Here is a 23,314-nt window from a genome sequence, read left to right as displayed (position 1 = left end):
ACATCGCGCGCGACCGCGTCCGTGTCTAGGGGCGCAGGCGTTTCACGGTCCAGATCAGCACCCCGATCAGCACGCCCCAAAATGCACCACTGACCCCCAGCAGGGTCATCCCGCTTGCGGCAATCAGAAAGGTGAGCGCGGGCGCTTCGGTTTGTGCCTTGTCGGCAAAGGCCGCTGACAACGACCCGACAAGGGCGGGGATCAGGGCCAGACCCGCCACGGCGGTGATCAGCACGGCAGGGGCAAGACCGGCCAGCGTCGTGATCGCGCCTGCCGCCAGCGCCAACGCCAGATAGGCCACCCCCGATGTGATCGCCGCCCAGTAGCGGCGCGCGGGATCAGCGCCCGCATCCTCGCCGCACATCATCGCGGCGGTAATCGCGGACATGTTGACGGGAATGGCACCAAAGGGGGCGATCAGCAGGCTTGCCACGCCGGTCTTGCGCAGGAACGACTGGCGGGAAACAGGGTAGCCGTTCAGTTCCAGCACCGCGAAACCGGGGATGTTCTGCCCCGCCATTGTCACCAGATAGAGCGGCAAGGCGACCGACACGAACGCGCGCAGGGTGAAAACGGGCGGCACGAACGACATTTCCGGCAGCGACAAGGACGCCAGCGGCGGCATCGCGCCCGCATCAACCGTGACCACCAGCACGCTCACAAACGCGGCCACGGCCATGGGCATCGCTGCCAGCCGATGCAGTGCCATGCCGACAACCCAAGCGACCAGAACGGGCAACACCAACCAAGGGGCCGCGCCCAATCCCACCGCTGGTGCAAGGCAAAGTTTCAGCAAGACCCCGGCGAGCAATGCGCTGGCAATCGGCTTCGGGATCGCCGCAACAACGCGCCCAAGCGCCGGTATGATTCCCGTCAGCACAATCAATCCCGCCGTCAGGATCATCGCGCCGACCGCTTCGCCGAAACCACCCGGCAAGGCCACGCTGGAGGCCAGAAACGCCGCCCCCGGTGTCGACCATGCCACAGCGGCAGGGATGCGTGTGATCGCCGGCAGCCAGATACTGCAAACGCCCATGCCAAGCGTGGCAAAGAACAGCCCCGTCGCGGCCTGCCCTGCGCTGGCCCCCGCCGCCGTCAGCCCCGCCAGCACAATCGCAAAGGACGCCGCATAGCCGACAAAGGCCGCCAGCAACCCCATCATCACCGCCGAGGCTGAAATATCGCGCACGCACAAACTCCCGATCTGGTTTGCGCGGATCGTGGTGGCGCGCGCGCCGATTGACAAGGGCGCGCGTGCAGGGTCCAACGAACCCATGGCCGATACGCTTCCCATTGATGATGTCCTGCCTGACCTGGTCGCCGCTTTGCGCGATCACGGCCGCGCTGTGCTGCAAGCGCCACCGGGGGCAGGCAAGACGACGCGCGTGCCGCTGGCCATGCTGGACGCGGGGCTGACGGAGGGGCGGATCGTCATGCTGGAACCCCGCCGCCTTGCCACCCGCGCCGCCGCAGACAGGCTGGCGCAACAGTTGGGCGAACAGGTTGGCGCGCGGGTCGGCTACCGGATGCGCGGCGACAGCAAGGTTTCTGCGCAAACGCGGATCGAGGTCGTGACCGAAGGCATCCTGACCCGCATGATCCAAAGCGATCCTGAACTGACAGGCATCGGCGCGCTGATCTTTGATGAATTTCACGAACGCTCGCTGAATGGCGATCTGGGGCTGGCGTTGGCGTTGGAAGTGCGCAGCGCCTTGCGCCCCGATCTGATCTTGCTTGCCATGTCCGCCACATTGGACGCGGGGCCGGTGGCCGGTCTGATGGGTAACGCGCCGATGATCACGTCAGAGGGGCGCAGTTATCCGGTTGAAACCCGCTGGCTAGAGCGCCCCGTGCCCAAGACAGCCCGCCTTGAAACGGCCACGGCCGCACTGGTGCAGCAGGCCGTGGCCGACAGCACGGGCGGGGTGCTGGTGTTCCTGCCCGGTGAGGGTGAAATCAGGCGCGTCGAAAGCTTGTTGGCGAAATCCCTGCCTGCCGATTGTTCCGTGCGCCCGTTATATGGCGCCCTGCCCTTTGCCGCCCAGCGCGCCGCGATTGCGCCCGTGGACACGGGCCGCAAGGTGGTGCTGGCCACATCCATCGCCGAAACATCCCTGACAATCGAGGATATCCGCGTGGTCGTCGATGCGGGTCGTGCAAGGCGCGCGCGGTTTGATCCGAACAGCGGCATGTCACGGCTTGTGACGGAACGGGTGACACGGGCCGAAGCGACCCAGCGGGCGGGGCGCGCGGGGCGCGTCGCCGAAGGGGTCTGTTACCGCCTGTGGACCAAAGGCGAAGAAGGCGCGCTGGCCGCCTTCCCCCCCGCCGAGATCGAAGCCGCCGACCTGACAGGGCTAGCGCTGGAACTGGCCCTCTGGGGTGCCGAAGATTCTGGCATTTCTCACACCACCACCCGAAGGCGCGCTGGCCAATGCGCGCGACTTGCTGGTGGGCTTGGGTGCGTTGGATCGCGCGGGCGGGATCACCCCGCACGGGCGCAAGGTTGCCGCCCTGCCCCTGCATCCGCGCCTTGGGCATATGCTGCTGCGCGCGGGGCGTGGGGCTGCGCCTTTGGCCGCATTGATGGCAGCGCGTGATCCGTTGCGCGGCGCGCCAGCCGATCTGGGGCTGCGCCTGCGGTTGATCAACGGGCAGACCAGCCCGGACGCGCAAGTAAACCGCGCCGCACTTGAACAGATCAGGCAAGAGGCGAAACGCCTTGCGAAACTGGCACCTGACGTTGCTGAAACCCTGTCCCCCGCCGCATGCGCCGCCCTTGCCTATCCTGACCGGATCGGGCTGCGCCGCGCGGGGGATGCGTCGCGTTACATCCTGTCGGGTGGCAAGGGTGCGGTGTTTGACAATGCCGATCCGCTGGCCGCACAGCGCCTGATCGTCGCCACTGATCTGGACGGCGACGGGCGCGAGGCGCGCATCCGGCTGGCCCTGCCGATTGGTGAAGGCGAATTGCGTGACCTGTTCGCCGATCAGATCGCGTGGCGCGATGTCTGCACATGGTCACGCCGTGATCGCCGCGTGCTGACGCGCCAGCAGGACTGCCTTGGCGCGCTGGTGCTGGATGATCGCAATTGGCCCGATGCCGACCCCGAAATGGTGGCCCGCGCGATGCTGGACGGCGTGCGCGAACTGGGTCTGCGCATCACCGGTTCGGCGGCGCTGTTTCGCGCGCGGGTGATGTTGCTGCAAGACAGCGGACTACCCGACATGTCCGATGATGCTTTGATGAACAGCCTTGAGGACTGGCTGTTGCCGCACCTAGGGAGCGTCAAATCCGCCGAGGACTGGCGCAGGTTCGATTTGCACCCACCACTGCGCGCGATGCTTGACTGGGACCAGACCCAGCGCCTTGACCGCGATGCACCAGCGAAATTTCGCACGCCCTTGGGCAACCATGTCGCAATAGACTATGCGCCTGATTTTCCAACGATTTCAGTGCGCATTCAGGAAATGTTCGGCGTCACGCGCCATCCCACGGTAGGGAAAACACCCCTGCGGGTCGAACTGCTGTCACCGGCGCGCCGCCCCGTGCAGGTCACGATGGACCTGCCGGGGTTCTGGGCCACGTCGTATGGCGATGTGCGCAAGGATATGCGCGGGCGTTACCCGCGCCATCCATGGCCCGAAGACCCCACGCAGGCCGACCCGACATTGCGGGCCAAACCGCGCGGGACGTGAATCAGGCTTCGTCGATGCCGACCACTTCGATGGCAAAGTTCAGATCCTTGCCAGCCAGCGGGTGGTTTGCGTCCAGCACAACTTCGGTTTCGGTGACTTCGGCAACCGTGACAGGCACGACCTGCCCCTGCGGCGTCTGCATCTGCAACTGGACGCCGGTCTCGACCGGAATATCATCGGGAATATCGGCACGCGGCACGGATTGGCGTGCTTCGGGGTTGGTTTCGCCGTAAGCATCGGCGCAGGCGACCTCGACTGTTTTCTTGTCGCCCTCGGCCATGCCGGGGATGGCCGCATCAAGGCCGGGAATGATCTGGCCGGAGCCGACCACGAATTCCAGCGGATCGCGGCCCGCCGAACTGTCGAAAGTTTCGCCATTGGTAAGGGTGCCGGTGTAGTGGATGCGCACGGTGTCGCCGTTCTTGACCTGGGTCATGGGGCCTCTTCAAGGTTGGGATGGGTGAATTTCGGGGCCGCGCGGCGCGCAGGTTCCCGTTTACGATGCCAATTAGGTAATGCGCACGGGCGTTGAATGCAAACCGATGCCCTCCACCCCCTTTCGCTGCCCTGCGCGCCGTGCCAGTCTTTGCCCCAAACCGGAGGACACGATGCCCGTCACGACCTGCATTTTCGATGCCTATGGCACGCTGTTCGATGTGGCAGGCGCCGCGCGTGTTGCGGCGGCTGAAAGGGGGCGTGAGCAGCTGGCGCAGGTCTGGCCGCAGATCGCGCAGGACTGGCGACAAAAGCAGTTGGAATACACGTGGTTACGTGCAGTTGCCGATCAGCACTGCGATTTCTGGCAGGTCACGCAAGACGGGCTTGATTGGGCTTTGGAGGCTGCGGGGCTGGATGATCCCGAGACCCGCGAACGTTTGCTGGCGCTTTATTGGGAGCTGCCCGCCTATCCCGAAGTGCCCCATGTTCTGGCTGATCTGACGGCGCAGGGGTTGCGTTGCGCAATCCTGTCCAACGGATCGCCCGAAATGTTGCAAGCGGCGGTGGACTCGGCGGGGATTGGCGAATTCTTGGCCGACAGCCTGTCGGTGGAAGACGTCGGCGTGTTCAAACCCCACGCGCGTGTTTACGACATGGTTGGCGCACGCATGGGCTGTGCCCGCGACGAGGTGCTGTTTGTCAGTTCAAACGGCTGGGACGCGGCGGGGGCTGCGGGTTACGGGTTTCAAACTGTGTGGGTCAACCGCACTGGTGCGCCCGTTGATCGCCTTTACGCCAAGCCGCACCATATCGTGACAGACCTGACCGCGATCAAGGGGCTTTGCTGATGGCGCAGTTTACCACCGCCAATGGCACCCGTTTGCATTTCACCGACGAAGGCACGGGCGCGCCTGTTCTGTGTCTTGCGGGCCTCACCCGCAACGGTGCGGATTTCAATCACGTTGCCCCGCATCTGGACGGGGTACGCCTGATCCGGCTTGATTATCGCGGGCGCGGACAATCAGACTGGGCCGACCCCGCCAGTTACACGATCCCGCAAGAGGCCCATGATACACTGGCGCTGATGGATCATCTGGGGTTGGAGAAGGCAGCGATCCTTGGCACCTCGCGCGGGGGGCTGATCGCGATGGTGATTGCTGCCACGGCCAAGGACCGTCTGACAGGTGTGGCGCTGAATGACATCGGGCCGGACATTTCCGAACAAGGCCTGAAGGTGATCCGCAACTACATCGGCAAAAACCCCGCGCAGGCGAGTTATGTTGAGGCCGCACAGTTTCGCGCGCGCAACTGGGTGCAGTTCAGGAATGTGCCGAAGGAGCGCTGGCTGGAGGAAGTCGCGAACCACTACCGCGAAACGCCGGACGGGCTGGTCATTCGCTATGACCCGAAACTGCGCGATGCGGTGCTTGACGCAGGCGCGCAGCCCGCGCCGGACCTGTGGCCGCTGTTTGATGCCTTGGGCGGCCTGCCCCTTGCGCTGATCCGCGGGGCCAATTCCGATTTGCTGACACCCGAAACAGCGGCTGAAATGCAGCGCCGCCGCCCCGACATGATCTTTGCCAATGTGGCGGACCGTGGCCATGTGCCGTTTCTGGACGAACCCGCAGCACTTGATGCGCTGATGCAGTGGAAAGCCAAGCTATGAACATCGATATGATCCGCGCTGCCGCCGACCGCCTGAAAGGTCACGCGCGCCACACACCCTTGCTGTCCGCGCCCGCATTGGACGCCATCGCGGGGCGGCGCGTGCTGGTCAAGGCGGAATGCCTGCAACACACCGGCAGTTTCAAGTTTCGCGGCGGGCGCGCGGCGATGTCGGCGCTTGATTCGGATCAACTGAGCGCCGGAGTCATCGCCTTTTCATCAGGCAACCACGCCCAAGGGGTTGCGCTGGCGGCGCGGGATTTCGGCGCGCCTTGCGTAATCGTCATGCCCTCGGACGCGCCTACGGTCAAAATCGCCAATACCCGCGCGCTGGGGGCCGAAGTGGTACTGTATGATCGCGCACGTGATGACCGTGACGCGATTGGTGCCGACCTTGCCGACGATCGTGGCCTGACCCTGATCAAACCCTTTGATGACCCGCAGGTGATCGCGGGCCAAGGCACGGCGGGGTTGGAAATCGCCGCGGATGCGGGTGCGCTTGGCGTCGCGCAAGCCGAAGTGCTGGTCTGCTGTGGTGGTGGCGGGCTGACATCGGGCATTGCGCTGGCACTGGAAGCGGATGCGCCCGACATGATCGTGCGCCCCGTTGAACCCGAGGGGTTTGATGATGTGGCCCGCTCGCTTGCAACCGGTGCGATCCAGACCAACAACCGCCGTGACGGATCGCTGTGCGATGCCATCATCACGCCGCGCCCCGGCGATCTGACCTTTCCGATCATGCAGCGCCTGTGCGGCGCGGGGCTGGTAGTCAGCGAACAGGACGCCCAGCGCGCCATGGTCGCTGCATTCAACCATCTGCGTATCGTGTTGGAACCGGGCGGTGCTGTGGCACTGGCGGCCGCACTTTATCACCCCGATACAACCCAAACCGACACCGTGATCGCCGTGGCCACCGGCGGCAATGTCGACCCCGCGCTTTTCGCGCAAACCTTAAGGGATTTCACATGACCCGTTTCACCATCGCCAGCTTCAACGTCAAGAATCTGATCGCCGCCGATCAGGAATACTACCGCTTTGAAAAATACACCCCCGAGGAATACGCGTGGAAAGAGGCGTGGTTGTCCGAACAGCTGCTGACCATGAACGCCGATATCGTCGGCTTTCAGGAGATTTTCGACGAGGCCCCCCTGCGCGCCGTGATTGCCGAAACCGATGCCTTGGGCCAAGCCGCGAACGAGGCCAATATCCCCGACCGCACCAAGCGTTACGCGCGCAAGGCAATCTTTCGCAAGCTGGCCTTCACGCCCTACACCGACGCCGCCCTTGCCTTTGCGCCCAACGCCAATGACGGCGGCCCCGGTGAACGCCGCCCCGGTGTCGCGATCCTGTCGCGGTTCGGTTTCGTGGGCGCACCCGAAGTCTTGCAGGAACTTGATGAACCGCTGGTCATCCCGTTTCGTGACCTCGATAACAGTGATGGCGGCAGCTATTCCGTCAAACGGCTGTCGCGCCCGATCCTCAAGGCGCGCGTGCCTGTCGGTGGGCAGGTGATCACCGTATTCAACTGCCACCTGAAATCGAAACTGGGCGAATTTCCCCGCCCCGCTGGTGCCGCCTTTGCGCCCGAAGCGGACCTTGTGAACTATGATCCAGCGGGGCGTGCGATGGGATCGCTGCGTGCCGGATTGCGCCGGATGGCCGAAGCATGGGTGTTGCGCGCGGCGATCCTCGAAGAACTGGATGCGGGTAATCCCGTCATGGTCTTGGGTGATTTCAACGACAGTGAACATGCGGTCAGCAGCGAGATCATCACCGGTGAAATCCCGTTCAAGAATTATGCATGGATGCGCCGCCACGATGCCCAGCGCGCCAACGACCGCTATAGTGACGAAGAAAACGAAGTGATCACCGACAAGGTCGAGGCCGCCCGCCTGCATTCCGCCGAAAAACTGTTCGTGCGCAAATCCCTGCGCGACATGGTCTATACCTCGGCCTTTGGCGGGGTGTTTGAAAGTATCGACCAGATCCTGATGTCGCGCCATTTCCACCCCGATGATGACACACGCATCGGCGAGATGGAGTATTTCAGCGCGCTGAACGACCACCTGACCGACGGGTCGCACCCCGAAGCGCCCTATAACAAACTGGCATCCGACCACGGGCAGATCATTGCCCATATGCGGATCGGCGCGGACGACGAAACCTAGGCGCAAAACAGGCAGGTCAGGTTTTCCTGCCTTGCCCGAAATGCAAACCAGCGTCAGCATTACGGGTATTGAAACGATACCTTATTTTATTGACGCTGGAGGGCATTGTGCTTGACGTATTATTTCGCCCGACGACTCTGATTATCCTTAGCGGGCTGGGCTATGCTGCTGCGACCCTCGCCATGAAGGCCGCATCAAGCACGCCCAGTCTGATCGCTATTTCTGCGATCGGGCTGTGCCTCTGCCTGGCCGTTCTGGCCGAAGTGTTGCTGCTACAACGCACCGATCTTGGACTAGCCTATATCGCAGTGCTGGCCGCCGAAACGACGATCATTATCCTTGTGGCCAGCGCGATTGGCGAAGGTCTGGGCCTGCGCGATATGGCGGGTGGCGCGCTGGTTCTCTTTGGCGCGGCGGTCCTGTCGACCTAAAACGGTTGACCCTGCCCGAAACGCGCGCCAAATCGGGGCTATGACCGATCACCGCATCATCCGCGACGGCGTGACGCTGTTTGCACGCGAAAGCGGCCCCGCCGATGGTGTGCCATTTGTCTTGCTGCATGCGCTGGGGCTGGACGGCACGATCTGGGATGATGTTGTCGCACATTTGCCCGCAGGATTGCGGATCGTCTGCCCTGATATGCGTGGGCATGGGCAATCCGATGTGCCGCCTGCCCCCTATAGTATGGGCGCGCTGATTTCCGATTGCGAGGCGGTCTGCGATGCGTTGAATATCCGCGACGCCGTGACCCTGGGCCTGTCGATTGGCGGGTTGATCGCGCAGGGGCTGGCCGTGAAACGGCTTGATCTGGTGCGCGCGCTGGTGCTGTCGAACACGGCTGCCAAGATCGGGCGCCCCGAACAATGGCAAGCGCGGATCGACACCGTGAACCGTGGCGGGATCGGCGCGATTACCGACGATACAATCGCGCGCTGGTTCGGCCCGCGCGGTGATCAGGGTCAAATGGCGCAGGCACGCGCGCGGCTGTTGCGCTGCGATCCGGTGGGCTATGCAGGTTGTAGCGCGGCCATCGCGGGCACCGATTTCTGGACACCGACCAGTGGTTTGCGCCTGCCCACCTTGGGGATCGCGGGGGCCGAGGACGGGTCGACCCCGCCCGACCTTGTGCGCGAAACAACCGATCTGATCCCCGGATCGCGCTTTGAACTGATGCGCCGCGTCGGGCATGTGCCACCCTTGCAAGACCCTGCGGGCACGGCGGCCCGTATAACCGCGTTCCTGACCGAAATCGGCCATCGCTGAACAGGCAATCGCAAACATTTCCTTGCAAAGTGAACCAATCGGTTTAATTGGGTCGGATCGTTTGCAAGGGTCACCATGAACAACCGCCTGCCCATCACCTTTATCCTGATCACGGTTGTCCTTGATTCCATGGGAATCGGGCTGATCATGCCGGTGATGCCCGCCCTGATCCGCGAAATTCACGGCGGCGATCTGGGCAATGCCGCCGTTTGGGGCGGTATTCTGGCGACCACATTCGCGGTGATGCAGTTTTTGTTCGGCCCCGTGGTCGGCAACCTGTCCGACAGGTATGGCCGCCGTCCTGTGCTGTTGATCGCGCTGTTTGTGATGGCGCTGGATTATCTGGTGATGGCCGTGGCCGGCACGATCTGGCTGCTGTTTCTGGGCCGCGTGGTTGGCGGGATCACGGCGGCGACCCATTCGACGGCGGGTGCCTATATGGCCGATATTTCCAAGCCCGAGGAAAAGGCCGCCAACTTTGGCCTGATCGGTGCGGCCTTTGGCGTGGGGTTCGTTTTGGGGCCGCTGATCGGCGGGGTCTTGGGCGGCTACGGCACCCGCGCTCCGTTCTATGCCGCCGCCGCGCTGGCCGCGCTGAACCTTGCGTTCGGCTATTTCGTGCTGCCCGAAACCGTGACCGACCGCATTCGCCGCCCGTTCCGCTGGGCGCGCGCGAACCCCTTGGGCGCATTCAAATACATCGGCGGATTGCCGGGCCTTGGACGCCTGATGCTGGTCACGTTCATCTACGCGGTCGCGTTTTTCGTCTATCCGGCGATCTGGGCCTATTACGGCGAGGCGCGCTTTGGCTGGGGGCCGGGGATGATCGGCGCGTCACTGGCAATGTTCGGGATATTCATCGCGATCATGCAAGGCGTGCTGATCCGCCCGATCCTGCGCGCGATTGGCGAACGCAACGCGGTGCTGCTGGGGCTGGGCGCCGATGTCGTCGCTTTTGTGGCGCTGGCCTTTGTGACGAACGGCTGGATTGCGCTGGCGCTGACACCGCTGACGGCCTTCGGGTCCATCGCGGGGCCCGCCATTCAGGGGATCATGTCGCGCACGGCCAGTGATGACCAACAGGGCGAGTTGCAAGGCGCGCTGACCTCGATCAACGCGGTCGCGACGATCATCGCTCCCCTGCTGATGACCCAGACGTTCTGGTATTTCACGTCCGGCAGCGACAGCTATTTCCCCGGAGCGCCTTTCCTGTTGTCGGCTGTGCTGGTCGCCGTCTGCATCGGTATTTTCCAAATGCGCGAGCGCGCGCCGAACGCGGCGTAAAGCGGCCTGTTTTTGCCGGAAAAGTGCTTGCAGGCAGGCAACCGCAATCGCACCATACCGGAAAATTAGGGAGGGGCGCATGGCCCAGATCAAAGCTGCCGTTTGCCACGAATTTGGCTGGCCACTTACCGTTGAAACCGTCAACTTGCGCACACCCATCGCGGGCGAAGTCGAAGTGCGCCTTGATGCGGTGGCGATCTGCCATTCCGACATTTCCTATGCCGATGGGGCCTGGGGCGGGTCACTGCCCGCCGTTTATGGCCACGAGGCAGCGGGGCGTATCACCGCCCTTGGCCCCAACGCCCAAGGGCTGAATATCGGCGATCCGGTCGTCGTCACCCTGATCCGCGCTTGCGGCACCTGCCCGTCGTGCAGCGCTGGCGCGCCGGTGATCTGCGAAACCGGATATGACGGGGACCATGGCCCGCTGACCATGCCGGACGGGTCAAAATTACATCAGGCGATGGCCTGCGGGGCATTCGCTGAAAAGGTGGTCGTCGATCAATCGCAGGTCGTCACGATCCCTGAAACCATGTCAATGGAGGCTGCATCCTTGCTGGCCTGCGGCGTGATCACGGGTGTGGGCGCGGTGGTGAACGCCGCCAAGCTGCGCGCAGGGCAGGATGTTGTGGTGATCGGCGCGGGTGGTGTGGGCCTGAACGCAATTCAGGGCGCACGGATTGCCGGTGCACGCCGGATCGTCGCTGTTGATATGTCGCCCGAAAAACTGCAAATGGCGCGCGGCTTTGGCGCAACCGACGGCGTGCTGGCCACAGGCGACACACCCTGGCGCGACGCCAAGGCGGCTATGGGGCGTGGTGCGGATGCGGTTCTTGTCACCGTGGGGGTCGCCAAGGCCTATGATCAGGCCCCGCAATACCTTGCCCGTGGCGGCAAGGTGATCATGGTTGGCATGCCCGCGACGGGTGCTGCTTCGACCTATGAAGCGGGCAATTTCGCCGCCGTGGGCCAATCCATGATCGGGTCGAAAATGGGTGATGTGGTCATCAAGCGCGATATCCCGTGGATGGTGGATCTTTATCAGCAGGGGCGCTTGAAGCTGGACGAGTTGATTTCGGGGCGCTGGTCGCTGGATCAGATCAACGAAGCAATTGCCGACACGAAAACTGGCCAAGCGGGCCGCAATGTGATCGTGTTCAGGTAACGTGGGTCAAGACCCACCTTACCACAGGGCCGCACCATGAAACTTCAGGATCTTGATATCATCGTCACCGCACCCCCCGCCCCCGGTTGGGGCGGGCGGTATTGGATTATCCCCAAGATCACCACCGACACAGGTGTTGTGGGATACGGCGAATGCTATGCGTCATCGGTCGGCCCTGATGCGATGAAGGCGGTGATCACGGATGTGTTTGAACGCCACATGCTGGGCGAAAATCCTGAAAACATCGAATTGATGTTCCGCCGCGCCTATTCCGCCGGATTCACGCAGCGCCCCGACCTGACGGTGATGGGCGCGTGGTCCGGCCTTGAAATCGCCTGCTGGGATATTCTGGGCAAGGACCGTGACCGCCCTGTTCATGCGCTGATCGGCGGGCGGATGAACGACCGTGTGCGCGCCTATACCTATCTGTATCCGCAGCCCAATCACCCCCTGCCCGATTTCTGGGCCAGCGCAGATATGGCGGCCGAAAGTGCGCTGGCGATGGTGGACAAGGGCTATACCGCGGTGAAATTCGACCCCGCCGGCCCCTATACGATCCGTGGCGGACATATGCCCGCGATGTCGGACATCGAAACCTCTGTCGCCTTTTGCAAAGCGATCCGCGAGGCTGTGGGCGACCGCGCCGACCTGCTGTTTGGCACTCACGGGCAGTTTTCAACGGCGGGCGCGATCCGGCTGGGGCAGGCTTTGGAACCCTATTCGCCGCTTTGGTATGAGGAACCCATTCCGCCCGACAATCCGGGTGAAATGGCCAAGGTCGCGCAGGCTGTGCGCATCCCCGTGGCCACGGGCGAACGGCTGACGACCAAGGCCGAATTTGCAACCGTTCTGCGCAGCGGGGCGGCGACGATCCTGCAACCGGCCTTGGGCCGGTCCGGCGGCATCTGGGAAACCAAAAAGATCGCCGCGCTGGCCGAGGTATATAACGCGCAGATGGCGCCGCACCTTTATGCCGGACCCGTGGAGTGGGCCGCGAATGTGCATCTGGCTGCGTCGATCCCCAACATCCTGATGGCCGAAACCATAGAAACACCGTTCCATCACGGGTTGATCAAAGGCGCGATCGCGGTCGCGGATGGCTATATCACGCCGCCCACAGCACCCGGCCTTGGGTTCGACTTTGACGAAGACCTTGCGCGCGCCCATCCCTACACCGATGACGGGCTACATCTGCAAATGCAGGAAGACCCGATCAATTATGTGGGTGGGAACATCTTTGCCGGTGGTGCGCCGGTCAAAGACTAGGGGTTTGCAAACGCCAATCTGCGGGCTAGTTTGAACAAAGTTCACAGGAGTCCCCATGGCAGGCAAAGTCGAAGAGCGCCGCCGCGCATTGCGCGAAAACCTGATCGCCCACGCGGAACGCCGGATCGCGGCGGACGGGCTGTCATCCCTGCGTGCGCGTGATCTGGCGGCGGATGCGGGTTGTGCTGTCGGCGCAATCTATAACGTCTTTGGCGATCTGACCGATCTGGTGCTGGCCGTGAACGCCCGCACCTTTGACAAACTGGGCGCAACCGTGTCCGAAGCATTGGCCGCTGCGCCCACGGATGCTGTCGAACAGCTGGTGGTGATGTCGCAGGGCTATCACCGGTTCGCCGCGGAAAACCACAACCTGTGGCGCGCGATGTTTGACGTGGACCGCGCGGAGGGTGAATCCGCGCCCGACTGGTATCTGCGCGAAATGGGCCGCCTGATGGCCTATATCGCCGCGCCCTTGTCGGTGATTTTCCCCGATCTGGACGAATCAGATTTGGAATTGATGACCCGTGCGCTGTTTTCCTCGGTCCATGGAATCGTGCTTTTGGCGCTGGATGAGGCCGCATCAGGCGTGCCAACGGACGAAATCGACCGCATGATTTCCCTTGTTTTACGGCAGTTGACGGCCGCAGGCGATATTTCCTGAACAATGTTCACAAAATGCCTTGAACAATGTTCACTCAATTGCTAGGTTCAATTCATGAACGGTGTTCACGAAATCAAACGAGCGCCACAACATGAAAGGAACGACGATGTTCAAGACACTCTCAACCCTGATCGCGGGTGTGAATGCACGCTCGGAAGATCGGGTGCGTGACGCTTTTGCGATTGAACTGATCGATCAGAAAATCCGCGAGGCCGAGGCCGGCATCAAAGCCGCCAAGGCCACGCTGGCCAGTCTGATCCAGCGTCAGCGCAGCGAGGAGCGCCAGAAACAAAACCTTGATACCCGCATCAAGGACATGACCAAGCGCGCCGAACAGGCGATCGAAAACGGTCGCGACGACATGGCGACCGAGGCCGCCCATGCCATCGCCCAGATGGAGAACGAACTGGTGATCCGGCGCGAGACCCTGACGCGACTTGACCAGAAAACCGTGCGTTTGCGCGCAAGCATCGAAGCAGGCCACCGCCGCATCATCGACCTGAAACAGGGCGCTATTCAGGCCAAGGCCGTGCGCAACGAACAGGCGATCCAGTCGCGCCTCAACACGACCATCGGGCGCACGTCCAACGTCGAAGAAGCCGAAGAACTGATCGCCCGTGTCATGGGCCGCGACGACCCCTTTGAACAATCGGAAATCCTGCGCGAGATCGACCGCGATCTGGGCCATGAAACACTGGCCGACCGCATGGCCGATCAAGGTTTTGGTCCCGCGACACGGACCACGGCAGACGATGTTCTGGCCCGGCTGAAAAAGAAATCCAAGTAACGTAACACACGGAAAAGGAATAGAAAAATGAACAACTTCAATCGCAATGACAACGGCCTGATCATGACCTTTAACGCGGCTGGCGTGTTGATCGCCTACGGGATGCTGGCGCTGTCGCTTTACATGTCGCCCGATGTGCCGCTTTCGACCAAGGGCTATTGGGGCATCGGTATCCTGTTGCTGACGCTCAGCCTTGTGAATTTCGTCAAATACCGCTTTGACGACCGCCTGAGCGAAGACCGTTTGCAGCGCCTTGAAGAGGCCCGCAACGAAAAGATCCTGAGCGAATATGTGGGTGCCAACGAGGACTGATCCCACCACCCCTGCCCCGCCCCCTGATCACGGGGGGCGGGGTTTTTCGCGTCTAAACGCTTTTCAAATCCGCACGCCTGCGCCACTCTGACACAATGGTGAACCCTTTGATCCTTTTGCGCCGTTTCGCTGCCAATATCGTTGGTCATGCCATCGCGATGTTCGCACGCTTTGTGACGGCGGTGCGCCCCGACTGGCGCGGGATCGAACCTGTGCCACGCCAGCGCGTTTACTATGCCAACCACGTCAGCAACGGCGATATGCCGATGATCTGGTCCTGCCTACCGCCTGCCATGCGGCGCAGCGTGCGCCCCGTGGCGGCGGCGGATTACTGGCTCAAGAACAAGCTGCGCGCCTTTGTCGGCCCCGAAGTTTTCAACTGTGTGCTGGTCGATCGTCGCCCCGAGGCCCGCGCCGCTGGTGAAGATCCGATGGCGGCCATCCTGCAAGCCCTTGAGGACGGATCGAGCCTGATCATTTTCCCAGAAGGCAACCGCAATATGACCGAGGATCCGCTACTGCCCTTCAAGGCGGGGCTCTATAACATCGGCAAGGCCTTTCCCGATGTTGATCTGGTCCCTACATGGATCGCCAACGTCAATGAAATCATGCCCAAGGGCGAGGTGATCCCCCTGCCCCTGATCTGCACCGTCACGTTTGGCGCGCCCGTCCATGTGGCATCGGGCGAGGGCAAGGATGATTTCCTGACCCGTGCCTCTGATGCCTTGGTCGGCCTTGCCCCCGAGGTGCGCACATGACCGATACAACATCCGATATCCTGCTGTTGTTTCTGGGCGTTGCCGGCATCCTGATGGCGCTGACCTTTTTTGGTGAAGTCCTGCGCGCCAAGGTCGCGCCCGACGGCACGAACCCCGTCGTCGAAACATTCATGACCCGCGTGCATTCGTGGTGGGCGATGGTGATCCTGCTGTCGCTTGCGCTGCTGATCGGGCGGATCGGGATCGTGGTGCTGTTTGCCTTTGCCTCCTTTGCGGCCTTGCGCGAATTGCTGACAATGACCAGCAAGTCGCAGGCCGATCACATGTCACTGGCGGTGGCGTTTTATGTCGTGATGCCGGTGCAATACCTGCTGATCTGGCTGGGCTGGTCGGGGCTGTTTTCGGTGTTCATCCCCGTCTATGCGTTCCTGCTGTTGCCTATCGTCAGCGCGTTGCGCGGCGATGCGAACCGTTTTCTTGTGCGGGTGGCCGAAACCCAATGGGGGCTGATGATCGCGGTGTTTTGTGCCAGCCATGTGCCTGCGTTGATGACTGTGAAAATCGAGGGCTACCCGCCTGAACGCGCGCTACTGCTGATCGCCTTTTTGGTGTTGGTAGTGCAGTTCGGCGACCTGCTGGATTTCTTCTTTGGCCGCCGGATCGGACGTACGAAAATCGCTGCCGGCATTTCACCCAAGACCTATGAAGGGCTGATCTGCGGCGTCGGGTCGGCCATGTTGATCGGTGCCTTGCTGGCCTGGATCACACCCTTTGGCATCATCGGTGCGATGGCCATGGCCGGGGTTGCATCACTGGTGGGAATGTTTGGCAACATCGTCTTTGCCGCGATCAAGCGCGACCGTGGGATCAAGGACTGGTCGCACTTGATCCCCGGTCAGGGCGGCGTGGCCGACCAGCTTGACAGCGTCGTTTTTGCCGCGCCGATTTTCTATCACCTGACGCTGTATTTCTGGGGCGCTTAGGCCAGTTTGCGCATGGCTTCGGGGCCAGCAACATAGGCGCGCAAAACGGTGCGCGGATCGTGTGCCCACAGCATCTGCATCCAGTCGGAAAAGGCCGCGCAAAGGCGCGCGTTTCTTTGCAGATCGCCGAAAACATCCGTGATCCCAAGGAAGGCATCAGGGGTATCACGGGTTGCAAGGGCGGCCTTGGACAGGGCGCGCGCGCGCTCGTCCTCAAGCGCAAGTTCCGATCCCGCGTCAGCCGTTGCGGCACAAAACCGGCACCACAGTGCGATTTCCAGCGCCAGCCCGTCAATGGCACCCTTTTGCGCCAGCGCATCGCGCAGCGTGGGCAGGATAAACTTTGGCTGGCGGTTCGACCCGTCCAGACACAGCCGCGCCACGGTGTCGGCCACAGCCGTATTGCCAAATCGCGCAATGCAGGTAGTCAGATAGGCATCAAAATCGACGCCCGCGATCGGATCAAGCGTCGGAATGATTTCGGTCCGGCCCAGATGCGCATACCACGCGGCAATATCAGGATCGTTCATCGCCTCGTAGGAATAGGTGTGCCCCAACAACGCACCCACATATGCAATCGCGGCGTGGCCCCCGTTCAGGATACGCAGCTTCATCAATTCATAGGGGGTGACGTTGTCCACAAATTCGACACCGACCTTTTCAAGGGCGGGGCGACCGGCGGTAAAGTGATCCTCAAGCACCCACTGGTGAAAGGGTTCGCAGATCACCGGGGCCGCATCCTCGATCCCGAACCGGTCGCGCACAAGGGCACGTTCGCGGTCGGTGGTGGCGGGGGTGATGCAATCAACCATGCCGTTGGGAAAGGCCACGTTGTCGGCGATCCAATCGGCCAGATCAGCATCAACCAGCCGGGCCATTCCAAGGACCGAGTTGCGGGCCACATGGCCGTTTTCGGGCAGGTTGTCGCAAGACATCACGGTAAAGGGCACCTGCCCCGCGTCACGGCGCGCGCGCAGGCCGGCGATGATCATCCCGAACACGGTCTTGGGGCTGGCAGGTGCACCGGCATCGGCCTGCACTTCGGGATGTCTGGTATCAAAACCACCTGTCAGCGCGTCAACGTAATAGCCGCCTTCGGTCACGGTCAGTGACACGATACGGATCGCCGGATCGGCCAGTTTTGCGACAATCGCCGCCGGATCGACCGGCAGGAAATCAATCATTGCGCCGTTGACCCGCGCACCCAGCTGGTCGGGATCAAGTTCGACGATCGTCGACAGCCAGTCCTGCCCCTCAAGCCGGTCACGGGTGGCCTGATCGAAATGCTTGACGCCTGCACCGACAATGGCCCAGTCACGGCTTTCGCCCATATCAAACAACCGGTCCAGATAGACGGCCTGATGCGCGCGGTGAAAATTGCCGACACCAATATGCAGGATGCCAGCACTAAGGTCGGCACGCCCGTAGGACGGGCGGGCCACGGTTTCGGCCAGTTTGGGCAGGTTCGCGAGGGTTAGTTTTTGTGCCATCAGCTCATCCAGTTCCCGCCATCGACGTTATAGGTTTGCGCGACGATATAGTCGGCGTCCGGTGTGGCCAGAAACACGGCCATCCCGGTGAGATCATCGGCAGTGCCCATGCGCCCGAACGGAACAGCCGCGCCAACCTGTTTCTTTTTCTCGCCCGGTTGCAGGCCTTCCAGTTTGGCGAAATAGGCGTCCACGCCGATCCAGTGGTCGCCGTCAACTACGCCGGGCGCGATGGCATTCACGTTGATCCCGTGCTTGATCAGGTTCAGGCCCGCGGATTGTGTCAGGCTGATCACGGCCGCCTTGGTTGCGCAGTAAACCGCGACCAAGGCCTCACCGCGCCGCCCGGCCTGACTGGCCATGTTGATGATCTTGCCACCCTGCCCGCGCGCAATCATGGATTTCGCGACCGCCTGCATCATGAACAAGGTGCCTTGGACATTGACCGCAAACAGCTTGTCGTAACTCGCGCGGGTGATGTCGACCAGCTCTGCGGCCTCGAACAAGGCGGCGTTGTTGATCAGGATGTCAATCGCGCCAAATTCGGTTTCCACGGCTTTGACGCAGGCGTCGATACTTGCTTGATCGGTGACGTCCAGCGCCACGGCGATGGCACTTTTGCCGATATCATCCGCCGCCTTGCGCGCCGCATCAATATTGATGTCGGCAATCGCAACGCGCGCGCCCTGGGCGACGTAAGCCTGCGCAAACGCCAGCCCGATCCCGCGGGCAGCGCCCGTGATCAGCGCGGTTTTTCCAGCAAGCCGTGTCATGCAATCCGCAGTCCGTCCGCACCAAAACGATGCAATCTTTCCAGATCAGGCGTCAGGTAGATCGTGTCGCCATGGCGGGCTTCGATATCGCCTGTGATGCGCACAGTGATCATGTCGCCCAGGCCCGTGTCGTGGACGTGAATAAATGTATCCGAACCCAGGTGTTCGGCCACGCCAACGGTCCCTTTCCAGGTGCCGCTTTCCTTGGACACCGACAAGTGTTCGGGGCGGATGCCGATGGTTTTGGCGTCATGTTTGGCGGCTTCGGGTCCTTCGATCAGATTCATCTTGGGCGAACCAATGAAACCGGCCACAAAGACGTTGCGCGGTGCATGATACAGATCAAGCGGGGAACCAACCTGTTCGATCACACCGGCCTGCAACACGACGATCTTGTCAGCCATTGTCATGGCCTCAACCTGATCGTGGGTCACATAGATCATGGTGGTTTTCAGCTTCTCGTGAAGTTCCATGATCTCGAGGCGCATGCCGACCCGCAGTGCGGCGTCGAGGTTGGAAAGCGGTTCATCAAAGAGGAATGCCGCCGGTTCACGCACAATCGCACGGCCAATGGCCACACGCTGGCGCTGACCACCCGACAACTGGCCCGGTTTGCGATCCAGATAGTCACCAAGGTTCAGGGATTTCGCGGCAGCGGCGACTTTGGCGTCCTGTGTGGCCTGATCAACCCCTTCCATCCGCAAGGGGAAGGCGATGTTCTTGCGCACAGTCATATGCGGATAAAGCGCATAGGACTGGAACACCATCGCAAGGCCACGCTTGGAGGGGGGCACTTCGGTCACAACGTCGCCGTCGATATTGATGTCGCCCGCGGTGAGGTCTTCCAGACCCGCAATCATACGCAGCAGCGTGGACTTGCCACACCCCGAGGGGCCGACAAAGACGACAAACTCGCCGTCTTCGATTTCAAGGTCCAGCGGCGGGATGACTTCCACGTCGCCGAATTGCTTTTTCACTTTATCAAGTACGATCCGTCCCATGATATTCTCCTCGTGCGCCGCAGCGCGTTTGTCTTGATGCGCGAACGCTTATTTCACGGCGCCGAAGGTAAGACCCTGGACCAGTTGTTTCTGACAGAACCAGCCCAGCACGACGATCGGGCCGACTGCGGCGGTGGACACTGCCGACAGGCGGCCAAAGAACAGCCCCTCCGGCGCGCGGTTGCCTTCGATCAGTTTGGACAGGGTTGCGGCCTCGGTCGTGGTCAGGCGGACCGTCCAATAGGCTTCGTTCCAGCAGAAGATGAAGATCAGCAGCGCGGTCGAAGCGATGCCGCCCCAGGCCAGCGGGATCAGGATTTCGCGCACTTCGCCCCATGTGGTCAGGCCGTCCATTTGACCGGCCTCGATGATGTCCTTGGGGATGTCCTTGAAGTAGGTGAACAGCATCCAGATGGCGATGGGCAGGTTGATCAGCGACAGGACCATGATGACAAGGAAATGCGTGTCATAGAGACCCGCCGCCTTGGTCATAAAGATCATCGGATAGAGAACGGCCGCCGCCGGCAACATCTTGGTCGAGAGCATCCACATCAGGATGTCCTTGGTGCCGCGCGACGGGTTGAACGCCATGGCATAGGCGCAGGGCACGGCCACAAAGAGCGAAAAGATGGTAGCGGACACCGAAGTGATCACCGAGTTGCGCGCAAAGCGCCAGTAATCATAGTTGTCCGTCATGTTGGCGTAGTTTTCCAAGGTCGGGGTGAAGAAGAACAGGAATTCCGGCTTCACGGCGTCTGCATCGGTCTTGAAGCTGGTCAGGACCATGTAGGCAATCGGGAAAAAGAAGATCAGGGCCACGACCCAGGCCAGAACCGGCCAGGCAATTTTCGAGAACTTCGTGTGTTGTGCGACGATGGCCATGTTAGGACGTCCTTCCATGATCCAGACAGCAGCAGCGCGTGTCGGATTTTGTTTCTGACAAGGAATTTGAACCGTGGCGATCTGGTTGATCGTTAGGTTCGGATGACGCGGGCAGGGACAAAATCCGCCGCGCCCCGAAGGGGTTTCGCTCAATTCCGCCAGCCCGGCGTCTTTGACGTTCGAAAGGGGGCCACCCTGTCATCACGTCAAATCCTTGTGCTGACGGAATTGGGACTGAAACTGATGCTATCTGGATCATGGCAGGACGTCCTTCACTCCATCAATGTCTTGCCAACCATGCGCAGCAGGAAGATGGCTACGATGTTGGCGAGAATGACTGCAAAGATGCCCGTGGCCGAGGCCGCGCCGATGTTGTTGTTGACCAACTCACCGATGTAATAGGGCAGGTTCTTGTTGCCGTTGCCGCGGCTGACGATCTCGATCTCGGCGTAAAGCGAAAGGTGGAAGATCGCCTGGATCATCACCACGATCGCGATAGGGCGGCCAAGGTGGGGCAGGGTCAGGAAGCGGAACTGAGAGAACACGCTGGCCCCGTCCAGAATGGCGGCTTCTTTCTGCTGCTGGTCTTCGGATTGCAGGGCGGTCATGAAGATCAGGACGGCGAAGGGCGTCCACTGCCATGTGACCATCATGATCACGGCGATGGCGGAGGTTTGGGTGGCACGGAACGAGATCGGTTCGAACTGCGGCCAGAGCTGGAAGAACCCGCCAATCAGCGGCGCGTCGTGCAGGCCGGTGATCAGGTCGTTGATGCTGGCGACGGCAGCGCCCTGCAGGCCCAGAACCGGATCGAGGATCATGTTGATCCAGAGCACAGCGTTCACGGCAGGCATCACGAAAAAGGGCGAAATCAGAAGCACGCGCACAATGCCAAGGCCCACAAAGGTGCGGTTGATCAGCACAGCGATCAGAACGCCAAGGATCACCGTCAGAAACAGAATGCTGGTCACGATGATCAGCGAGTTCTGAATGGCGAGCCAGAACCCGTCCTGGTTCCAGATATACTGATAGTTTCCGAAACCGCGCCAGTTTTCGATCGAGGGTGATGTCCATTCGGGGCGGCGGGTGCTGGCCAGAACATAACGGATGAACGAGAAAAACAGCGTCATGCTTAGCGGGACAAGCATCCAGAACAGCAAGAGCAAAACGGCTGGGGTCTGGAGCAGACGTGGGATGGTACGATTGGCCATGGCTAAAGCCTCTCAGCTAAGTGAAAGTAATCGACGCAGTGCGGGTTTCGATGTGCGGGCGTCGTAGGCGGCGAGCGTAGCGAAGTGCTTGGGCCAGTCAAACGACGAAAAACTTGGGGGTGGTGTGGAAAGGCCGAGGCGCACCCGGGTCTCTCTGGAAGGACCTACTTAGTAGTAGCCAGCTTCCTGCATGATGGCGTCTGCAGCCGCTTGTGCGTCTGCAAGTGCCTCTTCAACGGTCTTGGCGCCGGACAATGCTGCCGCCATTTCCTGTGCCACTGCGGAACCGACTTCGGGGAATTCGGGGATCGAAGCGAACTGAACACCAACGTAAGGCTTCAGGTCTGTTGCTTCGGGTGCAGCGGATTCAATCGCGGCCATTTCAGCAGCTGCGAAAGGTGCAGCGGCCTGGAATTCAGCGATTTCGTAGGTGGAGGCGCGTGTGCCTGTCGGAACAGAACCCCAACCGAACTCGGGGTGGTTACCAACGGCCTGGATATACTCCTTGGAGGTTGCCCACTCGATGAAGTCATGTGCGGCTTCGGAGTTTGGCGAGCCTGTTGGAACAGCCATTGCCCATGCCCACAGCCAGTTTGCGCCAACGGCGTTACCGGCGTTTGGCGACTGGGCGTAAGCCACACCGTCAACTTCAAGGAAGGAGGCAGCGATCGTAGCATCGATCCACAGGCCACATTTGCCTTCGTTGTAAAGCGCGAGGATCTCGTTGAAGGAGTTGCCTTCGGATCCGGGAGGGCCGTAGGAGCCCAGCAGTTCAACATACATGTTGATCGCAGCTGCCCACTCGTCAGAGTCGAGCTGTGGGCGGAAGTCTGCGTCGAACCATGCGCCACCGTAGGAGTTCACGACAGTCGTGATGAACGCCATGTTGTCGCCCCAGCCCGGCTTGCCGCGCAGACATGCGCCGTAAACGCCGTTGTCGGGGTCGTGCATTGCAGCTGCTGCTGCCATGACGTTGTCCCAGCTGTCATTGTCAGCGATGGTGACGCCGGCAGCGTCTGTCAGGTCCTTGCGGTACATGACCATCGAGGATTCACCGTAGAAGGGTGCAGCATAGAGCGTGCCGTCATGGGACAGGCCGTTTGCCATTGCGGGCAGCAGATCGCCGACGTCATAGTCGTCGCCCAGTTCCAGTGGCTCGATCCAGCCAGCAGCGCCCCAGATGGGTGCTTCCTGCATGCCGATGTTGATGATGTCATACTGGCCGCCACCGGTGGCTGTGTCGGAGGTGACCTGCTCGCGCAGGACGCCTTCTTCCAGCGATACCCAGTTCAGGATGACGCCAGTTTCTTCGGTGTAGGCTTCGGCAACTGTTTGCATGTTGATCATGTGACCGTTGTTCACGATCGCGATGGTCAGTTCGGTTGCATGGCTTTCGGCCGTCGCGAGCGACGCAACCGACAGCAATGCGGATGCACCCATAAGGGCACGCATAGTCGTTTTCATTGTAGTCCTCCCATATGCCCTATCTGGGCATTTGCTTATAGCGTGGGCAAATACTCACTCACCGCTCGATTCGAGTCAATGGG

General features: G+C 61.5%; 21 protein-coding genes and 2 pseudogenes. 15 read left to right on the top strand and 8 right to left on the bottom strand.

Annotated elements, in window-relative coordinates; all coding sequences use genetic code 11:
* Positions 1-25: 25 nt before the first annotated feature.
* Positions 26-1,189, bottom strand: coding sequence for a benzoate/H(+) symporter BenE family transporter (locus tag SJY21_RS13965; protein WP_377511919.1), 1,164 nt, complete (start codon positions 1,187-1,189; stop codon positions 26-28).
* An 85-nt stretch (positions 1,190-1,274) separates the two neighbouring features.
* Here SJY21_RS13965 and hrpB point away from each other — a divergent pair.
* Positions 1,275-3,699 (top strand): annotated as a pseudogene (hrpB, locus tag SJY21_RS13960) (ATP-dependent helicase HrpB).
* Position 3,700: 1 nt separating this feature from the next.
* Here the strand turns inward: hrpB and SJY21_RS13955 are convergent.
* Positions 3,701-4,135 carry a peptidylprolyl isomerase gene (locus SJY21_RS13955; protein WP_377511916.1) on the bottom strand — a complete coding sequence of 145 codons (435 nt, stop codon included), beginning with the start codon at positions 4,133-4,135 and terminating at the stop codon, positions 3,701-3,703.
* A gap of 172 nt (positions 4,136-4,307) precedes the next feature.
* Here SJY21_RS13955 and SJY21_RS13950 point away from each other — a divergent pair, with 172 nt between their 5' ends.
* From SJY21_RS13950 to SJY21_RS13885, 14 genes and pseudogenes are all read left to right on the top strand, one after another.
* Positions 4,308-4,985: a haloacid dehalogenase type II gene (locus SJY21_RS13950; protein WP_377513254.1), complete on the top strand. Its 678-nt coding sequence runs from the start codon at positions 4,308-4,310 to the stop codon at positions 4,983-4,985.
* Positions 4,985-5,803: an alpha/beta fold hydrolase gene (locus SJY21_RS13945; RefSeq protein ID WP_377511913.1), complete on the top strand. Its 819-nt coding sequence runs from the start codon at positions 4,985-4,987 to the stop codon at positions 5,801-5,803. Before SJY21_RS13950 ends, SJY21_RS13945 begins: the two co-directional genes overlap by 1 nt.
* Positions 5,800-6,771: a threonine/serine dehydratase gene (locus SJY21_RS13940; RefSeq protein WP_377511910.1), complete on the top strand. Its 972-nt coding sequence runs from the start codon at positions 5,800-5,802 to the stop codon at positions 6,769-6,771. Before SJY21_RS13945 ends, SJY21_RS13940 begins: the two co-directional genes overlap by 4 nt.
* Positions 6,768-7,970, top strand: coding sequence for an endonuclease/exonuclease/phosphatase family protein (locus SJY21_RS13935; RefSeq protein ID WP_377511907.1), 1,203 nt, complete (start codon positions 6,768-6,770; stop codon positions 7,968-7,970). Before SJY21_RS13940 ends, SJY21_RS13935 begins: the two co-directional genes overlap by 4 nt.
* A 68-nt stretch (positions 7,971-8,038) precedes the next feature.
* Positions 8,039-8,401, top strand: coding sequence for a hypothetical protein (locus SJY21_RS13930; protein WP_377511905.1), 363 nt, complete (start codon positions 8,039-8,041; stop codon positions 8,399-8,401).
* A gap of 40 nt (positions 8,402-8,441) precedes the next feature.
* Positions 8,442-9,233, top strand: coding sequence for an alpha/beta fold hydrolase (locus SJY21_RS13925; protein WP_377511902.1), 792 nt, complete (start codon positions 8,442-8,444; stop codon positions 9,231-9,233).
* Between the two features lie 72 nt (positions 9,234-9,305).
* Positions 9,306-10,517: pseudogene (locus SJY21_RS13920) on the top strand (TCR/Tet family MFS transporter); the annotation flags it as partial.
* Positions 10,518-10,596: 79 nt separating this feature from the next.
* Positions 10,597-11,682 carry a Zn-dependent alcohol dehydrogenase gene (locus SJY21_RS13915; protein WP_377511899.1) on the top strand — a complete coding sequence of 362 codons (1,086 nt, stop codon included), beginning with the start codon at positions 10,597-10,599 and terminating at the stop codon, positions 11,680-11,682.
* 36 nt (positions 11,683-11,718) lie between these two features.
* Positions 11,719-12,948: a mandelate racemase/muconate lactonizing enzyme family protein gene (locus SJY21_RS13910; RefSeq protein WP_377511896.1), complete on the top strand. Its 1,230-nt coding sequence runs from the start codon at positions 11,719-11,721 to the stop codon at positions 12,946-12,948.
* Positions 12,949-13,003: 55 nt separating this feature from the next.
* Positions 13,004-13,609 (top strand): TetR/AcrR family transcriptional regulator, encoded by a 606-nt coding sequence (locus tag SJY21_RS13905; protein WP_377511893.1) that lies wholly within the window; start codon positions 13,004-13,006, stop codon positions 13,607-13,609.
* 106 nt (positions 13,610-13,715) lie between these two features.
* A complete protein-coding gene (locus SJY21_RS13900; protein ID WP_377511890.1) occupies positions 13,716-14,396 on the top strand; it encodes a PspA/IM30 family protein in 681 nt (226 codons plus the stop codon).
* Between the two features lie 27 nt (positions 14,397-14,423).
* Positions 14,424-14,708 carry a hypothetical protein gene (locus SJY21_RS13895; RefSeq protein WP_377511887.1) on the top strand — a complete coding sequence of 95 codons (285 nt, stop codon included), beginning with the start codon at positions 14,424-14,426 and terminating at the stop codon, positions 14,706-14,708.
* A gap of 95 nt (positions 14,709-14,803) precedes the next feature.
* A complete protein-coding gene (locus SJY21_RS13890) occupies positions 14,804-15,466 on the top strand; it encodes a lysophospholipid acyltransferase family protein (protein WP_377511884.1) in 663 nt (220 codons plus the stop codon).
* Positions 15,463-16,410, top strand: a complete 948-nt coding sequence (locus tag SJY21_RS13885) for a phosphatidate cytidylyltransferase (protein WP_377511881.1) — start codon at positions 15,463-15,465, stop codon at positions 16,408-16,410. The genes SJY21_RS13890 and SJY21_RS13885 overlap by 4 nt, the downstream gene beginning before the upstream one ends.
* Here SJY21_RS13885 and SJY21_RS13880 read toward each other — a convergent pair.
* From SJY21_RS13880 to SJY21_RS13855, 6 genes are all read right to left on the bottom strand, one after another.
* Complete coding sequence (locus tag SJY21_RS13880; RefSeq protein WP_377511878.1) at positions 16,407-17,900, bottom strand: mannitol dehydrogenase family protein; 1,494 nt, start codon at positions 17,898-17,900, stop codon at positions 16,407-16,409. The genes SJY21_RS13885 and SJY21_RS13880 overlap by 4 nt on opposite strands.
* Entirely contained in the window at positions 17,900-18,673 is a 774-nt protein-coding gene (locus SJY21_RS13875) for an L-iditol 2-dehydrogenase (RefSeq protein ID WP_377511875.1), read from the bottom strand. The genes SJY21_RS13880 and SJY21_RS13875 overlap by 1 nt, the downstream gene beginning before the upstream one ends.
* Positions 18,670-19,674: an ABC transporter ATP-binding protein gene (locus tag SJY21_RS13870; RefSeq protein WP_377511872.1), complete on the bottom strand. Its 1,005-nt coding sequence runs from the start codon at positions 19,672-19,674 to the stop codon at positions 18,670-18,672. Before SJY21_RS13870 ends, SJY21_RS13875 begins: the two co-directional genes overlap by 4 nt.
* A 48-nt stretch (positions 19,675-19,722) precedes the next feature.
* Positions 19,723-20,556: a carbohydrate ABC transporter permease gene (locus SJY21_RS13865; protein WP_377511869.1), complete on the bottom strand. Its 834-nt coding sequence runs from the start codon at positions 20,554-20,556 to the stop codon at positions 19,723-19,725.
* Between the two features lie 272 nt (positions 20,557-20,828).
* Complete coding sequence (locus tag SJY21_RS13860; RefSeq protein ID WP_377511866.1) at positions 20,829-21,767, bottom strand: carbohydrate ABC transporter permease; 939 nt, start codon at positions 21,765-21,767, stop codon at positions 20,829-20,831.
* 168 nt (positions 21,768-21,935) lie between these two features.
* A complete protein-coding gene (locus SJY21_RS13855; RefSeq protein WP_377513252.1) occupies positions 21,936-23,207 on the bottom strand; it encodes an ABC transporter substrate-binding protein in 1,272 nt (423 codons plus the stop codon).
* Positions 23,208-23,314: the final 107 nt, after the last annotated feature.

This window comes from Octadecabacter sp. R77987, assembly GCF_042466115.1.
Classification (GTDB): domain Bacteria; phylum Pseudomonadota; class Alphaproteobacteria; order Rhodobacterales; family Rhodobacteraceae; genus SW4.
The sequence above is the reverse complement of the archived record's forward strand: the minus strand, read 5'-3'. Positions and strand labels throughout refer to the sequence as shown.

Excerpts from the sequence above, each read along its gene's own strand:
- SJY21_RS13955 (WP_377511916.1), bottom strand. The coding sequence starts at position 4,135 with ATGACCCAGGTCAAGAACGGCGACACCGTGCGCATCCACTACACCGGC.
- SJY21_RS13950 (WP_377513254.1), top strand. The coding sequence starts at position 4,308 with ATGCCCGTCACGACCTGCATTTTCGATGCCTATGGCACGCTGTTCGAT.
- SJY21_RS13945 (WP_377511913.1), top strand. The coding sequence starts at position 4,985 with ATGGCGCAGTTTACCACCGCCAATGGCACCCGTTTGCATTTCACCGAC.
- SJY21_RS13940 (WP_377511910.1), top strand. The coding sequence starts at position 5,800 with ATGAACATCGATATGATCCGCGCTGCCGCCGACCGCCTGAAAGGTCAC.
- SJY21_RS13935 (WP_377511907.1), top strand. The coding sequence starts at position 6,768 with ATGACCCGTTTCACCATCGCCAGCTTCAACGTCAAGAATCTGATCGCC.
- SJY21_RS13925 (WP_377511902.1), top strand. The coding sequence starts at position 8,442 with ATGACCGATCACCGCATCATCCGCGACGGCGTGACGCTGTTTGCACGC.
- SJY21_RS13915 (WP_377511899.1), top strand. The coding sequence starts at position 10,597 with ATGGCCCAGATCAAAGCTGCCGTTTGCCACGAATTTGGCTGGCCACTT.
- SJY21_RS13910 (WP_377511896.1), top strand. The coding sequence starts at position 11,719 with ATGAAACTTCAGGATCTTGATATCATCGTCACCGCACCCCCCGCCCCC.
- SJY21_RS13905 (WP_377511893.1), top strand. The coding sequence starts at position 13,004 with ATGGCAGGCAAAGTCGAAGAGCGCCGCCGCGCATTGCGCGAAAACCTG.
- SJY21_RS13900 (WP_377511890.1), top strand. The coding sequence starts at position 13,716 with ATGTTCAAGACACTCTCAACCCTGATCGCGGGTGTGAATGCACGCTCG.
- SJY21_RS13895 (WP_377511887.1), top strand. The coding sequence starts at position 14,424 with ATGAACAACTTCAATCGCAATGACAACGGCCTGATCATGACCTTTAAC.
- SJY21_RS13890 (WP_377511884.1), top strand. The coding sequence starts at position 14,804 with ATGGTGAACCCTTTGATCCTTTTGCGCCGTTTCGCTGCCAATATCGTT.
- SJY21_RS13885 (WP_377511881.1), top strand. The coding sequence starts at position 15,463 with ATGACCGATACAACATCCGATATCCTGCTGTTGTTTCTGGGCGTTGCC.
- SJY21_RS13880 (WP_377511878.1), bottom strand. The coding sequence starts at position 17,900 with ATGGCACAAAAACTAACCCTCGCGAACCTGCCCAAACTGGCCGAAACC.
- SJY21_RS13875 (WP_377511875.1), bottom strand. The coding sequence starts at position 18,673 with ATGACACGGCTTGCTGGAAAAACCGCGCTGATCACGGGCGCTGCCCGC.
- SJY21_RS13870 (WP_377511872.1), bottom strand. The coding sequence starts at position 19,674 with ATGGGACGGATCGTACTTGATAAAGTGAAAAAGCAATTCGGCGACGTG.
- SJY21_RS13865 (WP_377511869.1), bottom strand. The coding sequence starts at position 20,556 with ATGGCCATCGTCGCACAACACACGAAGTTCTCGAAAATTGCCTGGCCG.
- SJY21_RS13860 (WP_377511866.1), bottom strand. The coding sequence starts at position 21,767 with ATGGCCAATCGTACCATCCCACGTCTGCTCCAGACCCCAGCCGTTTTG.
- SJY21_RS13855 (WP_377513252.1), bottom strand. The coding sequence starts at position 23,207 with ATGGGTGCATCCGCATTGCTGTCGGTTGCGTCGCTCGCGACGGCCGAA.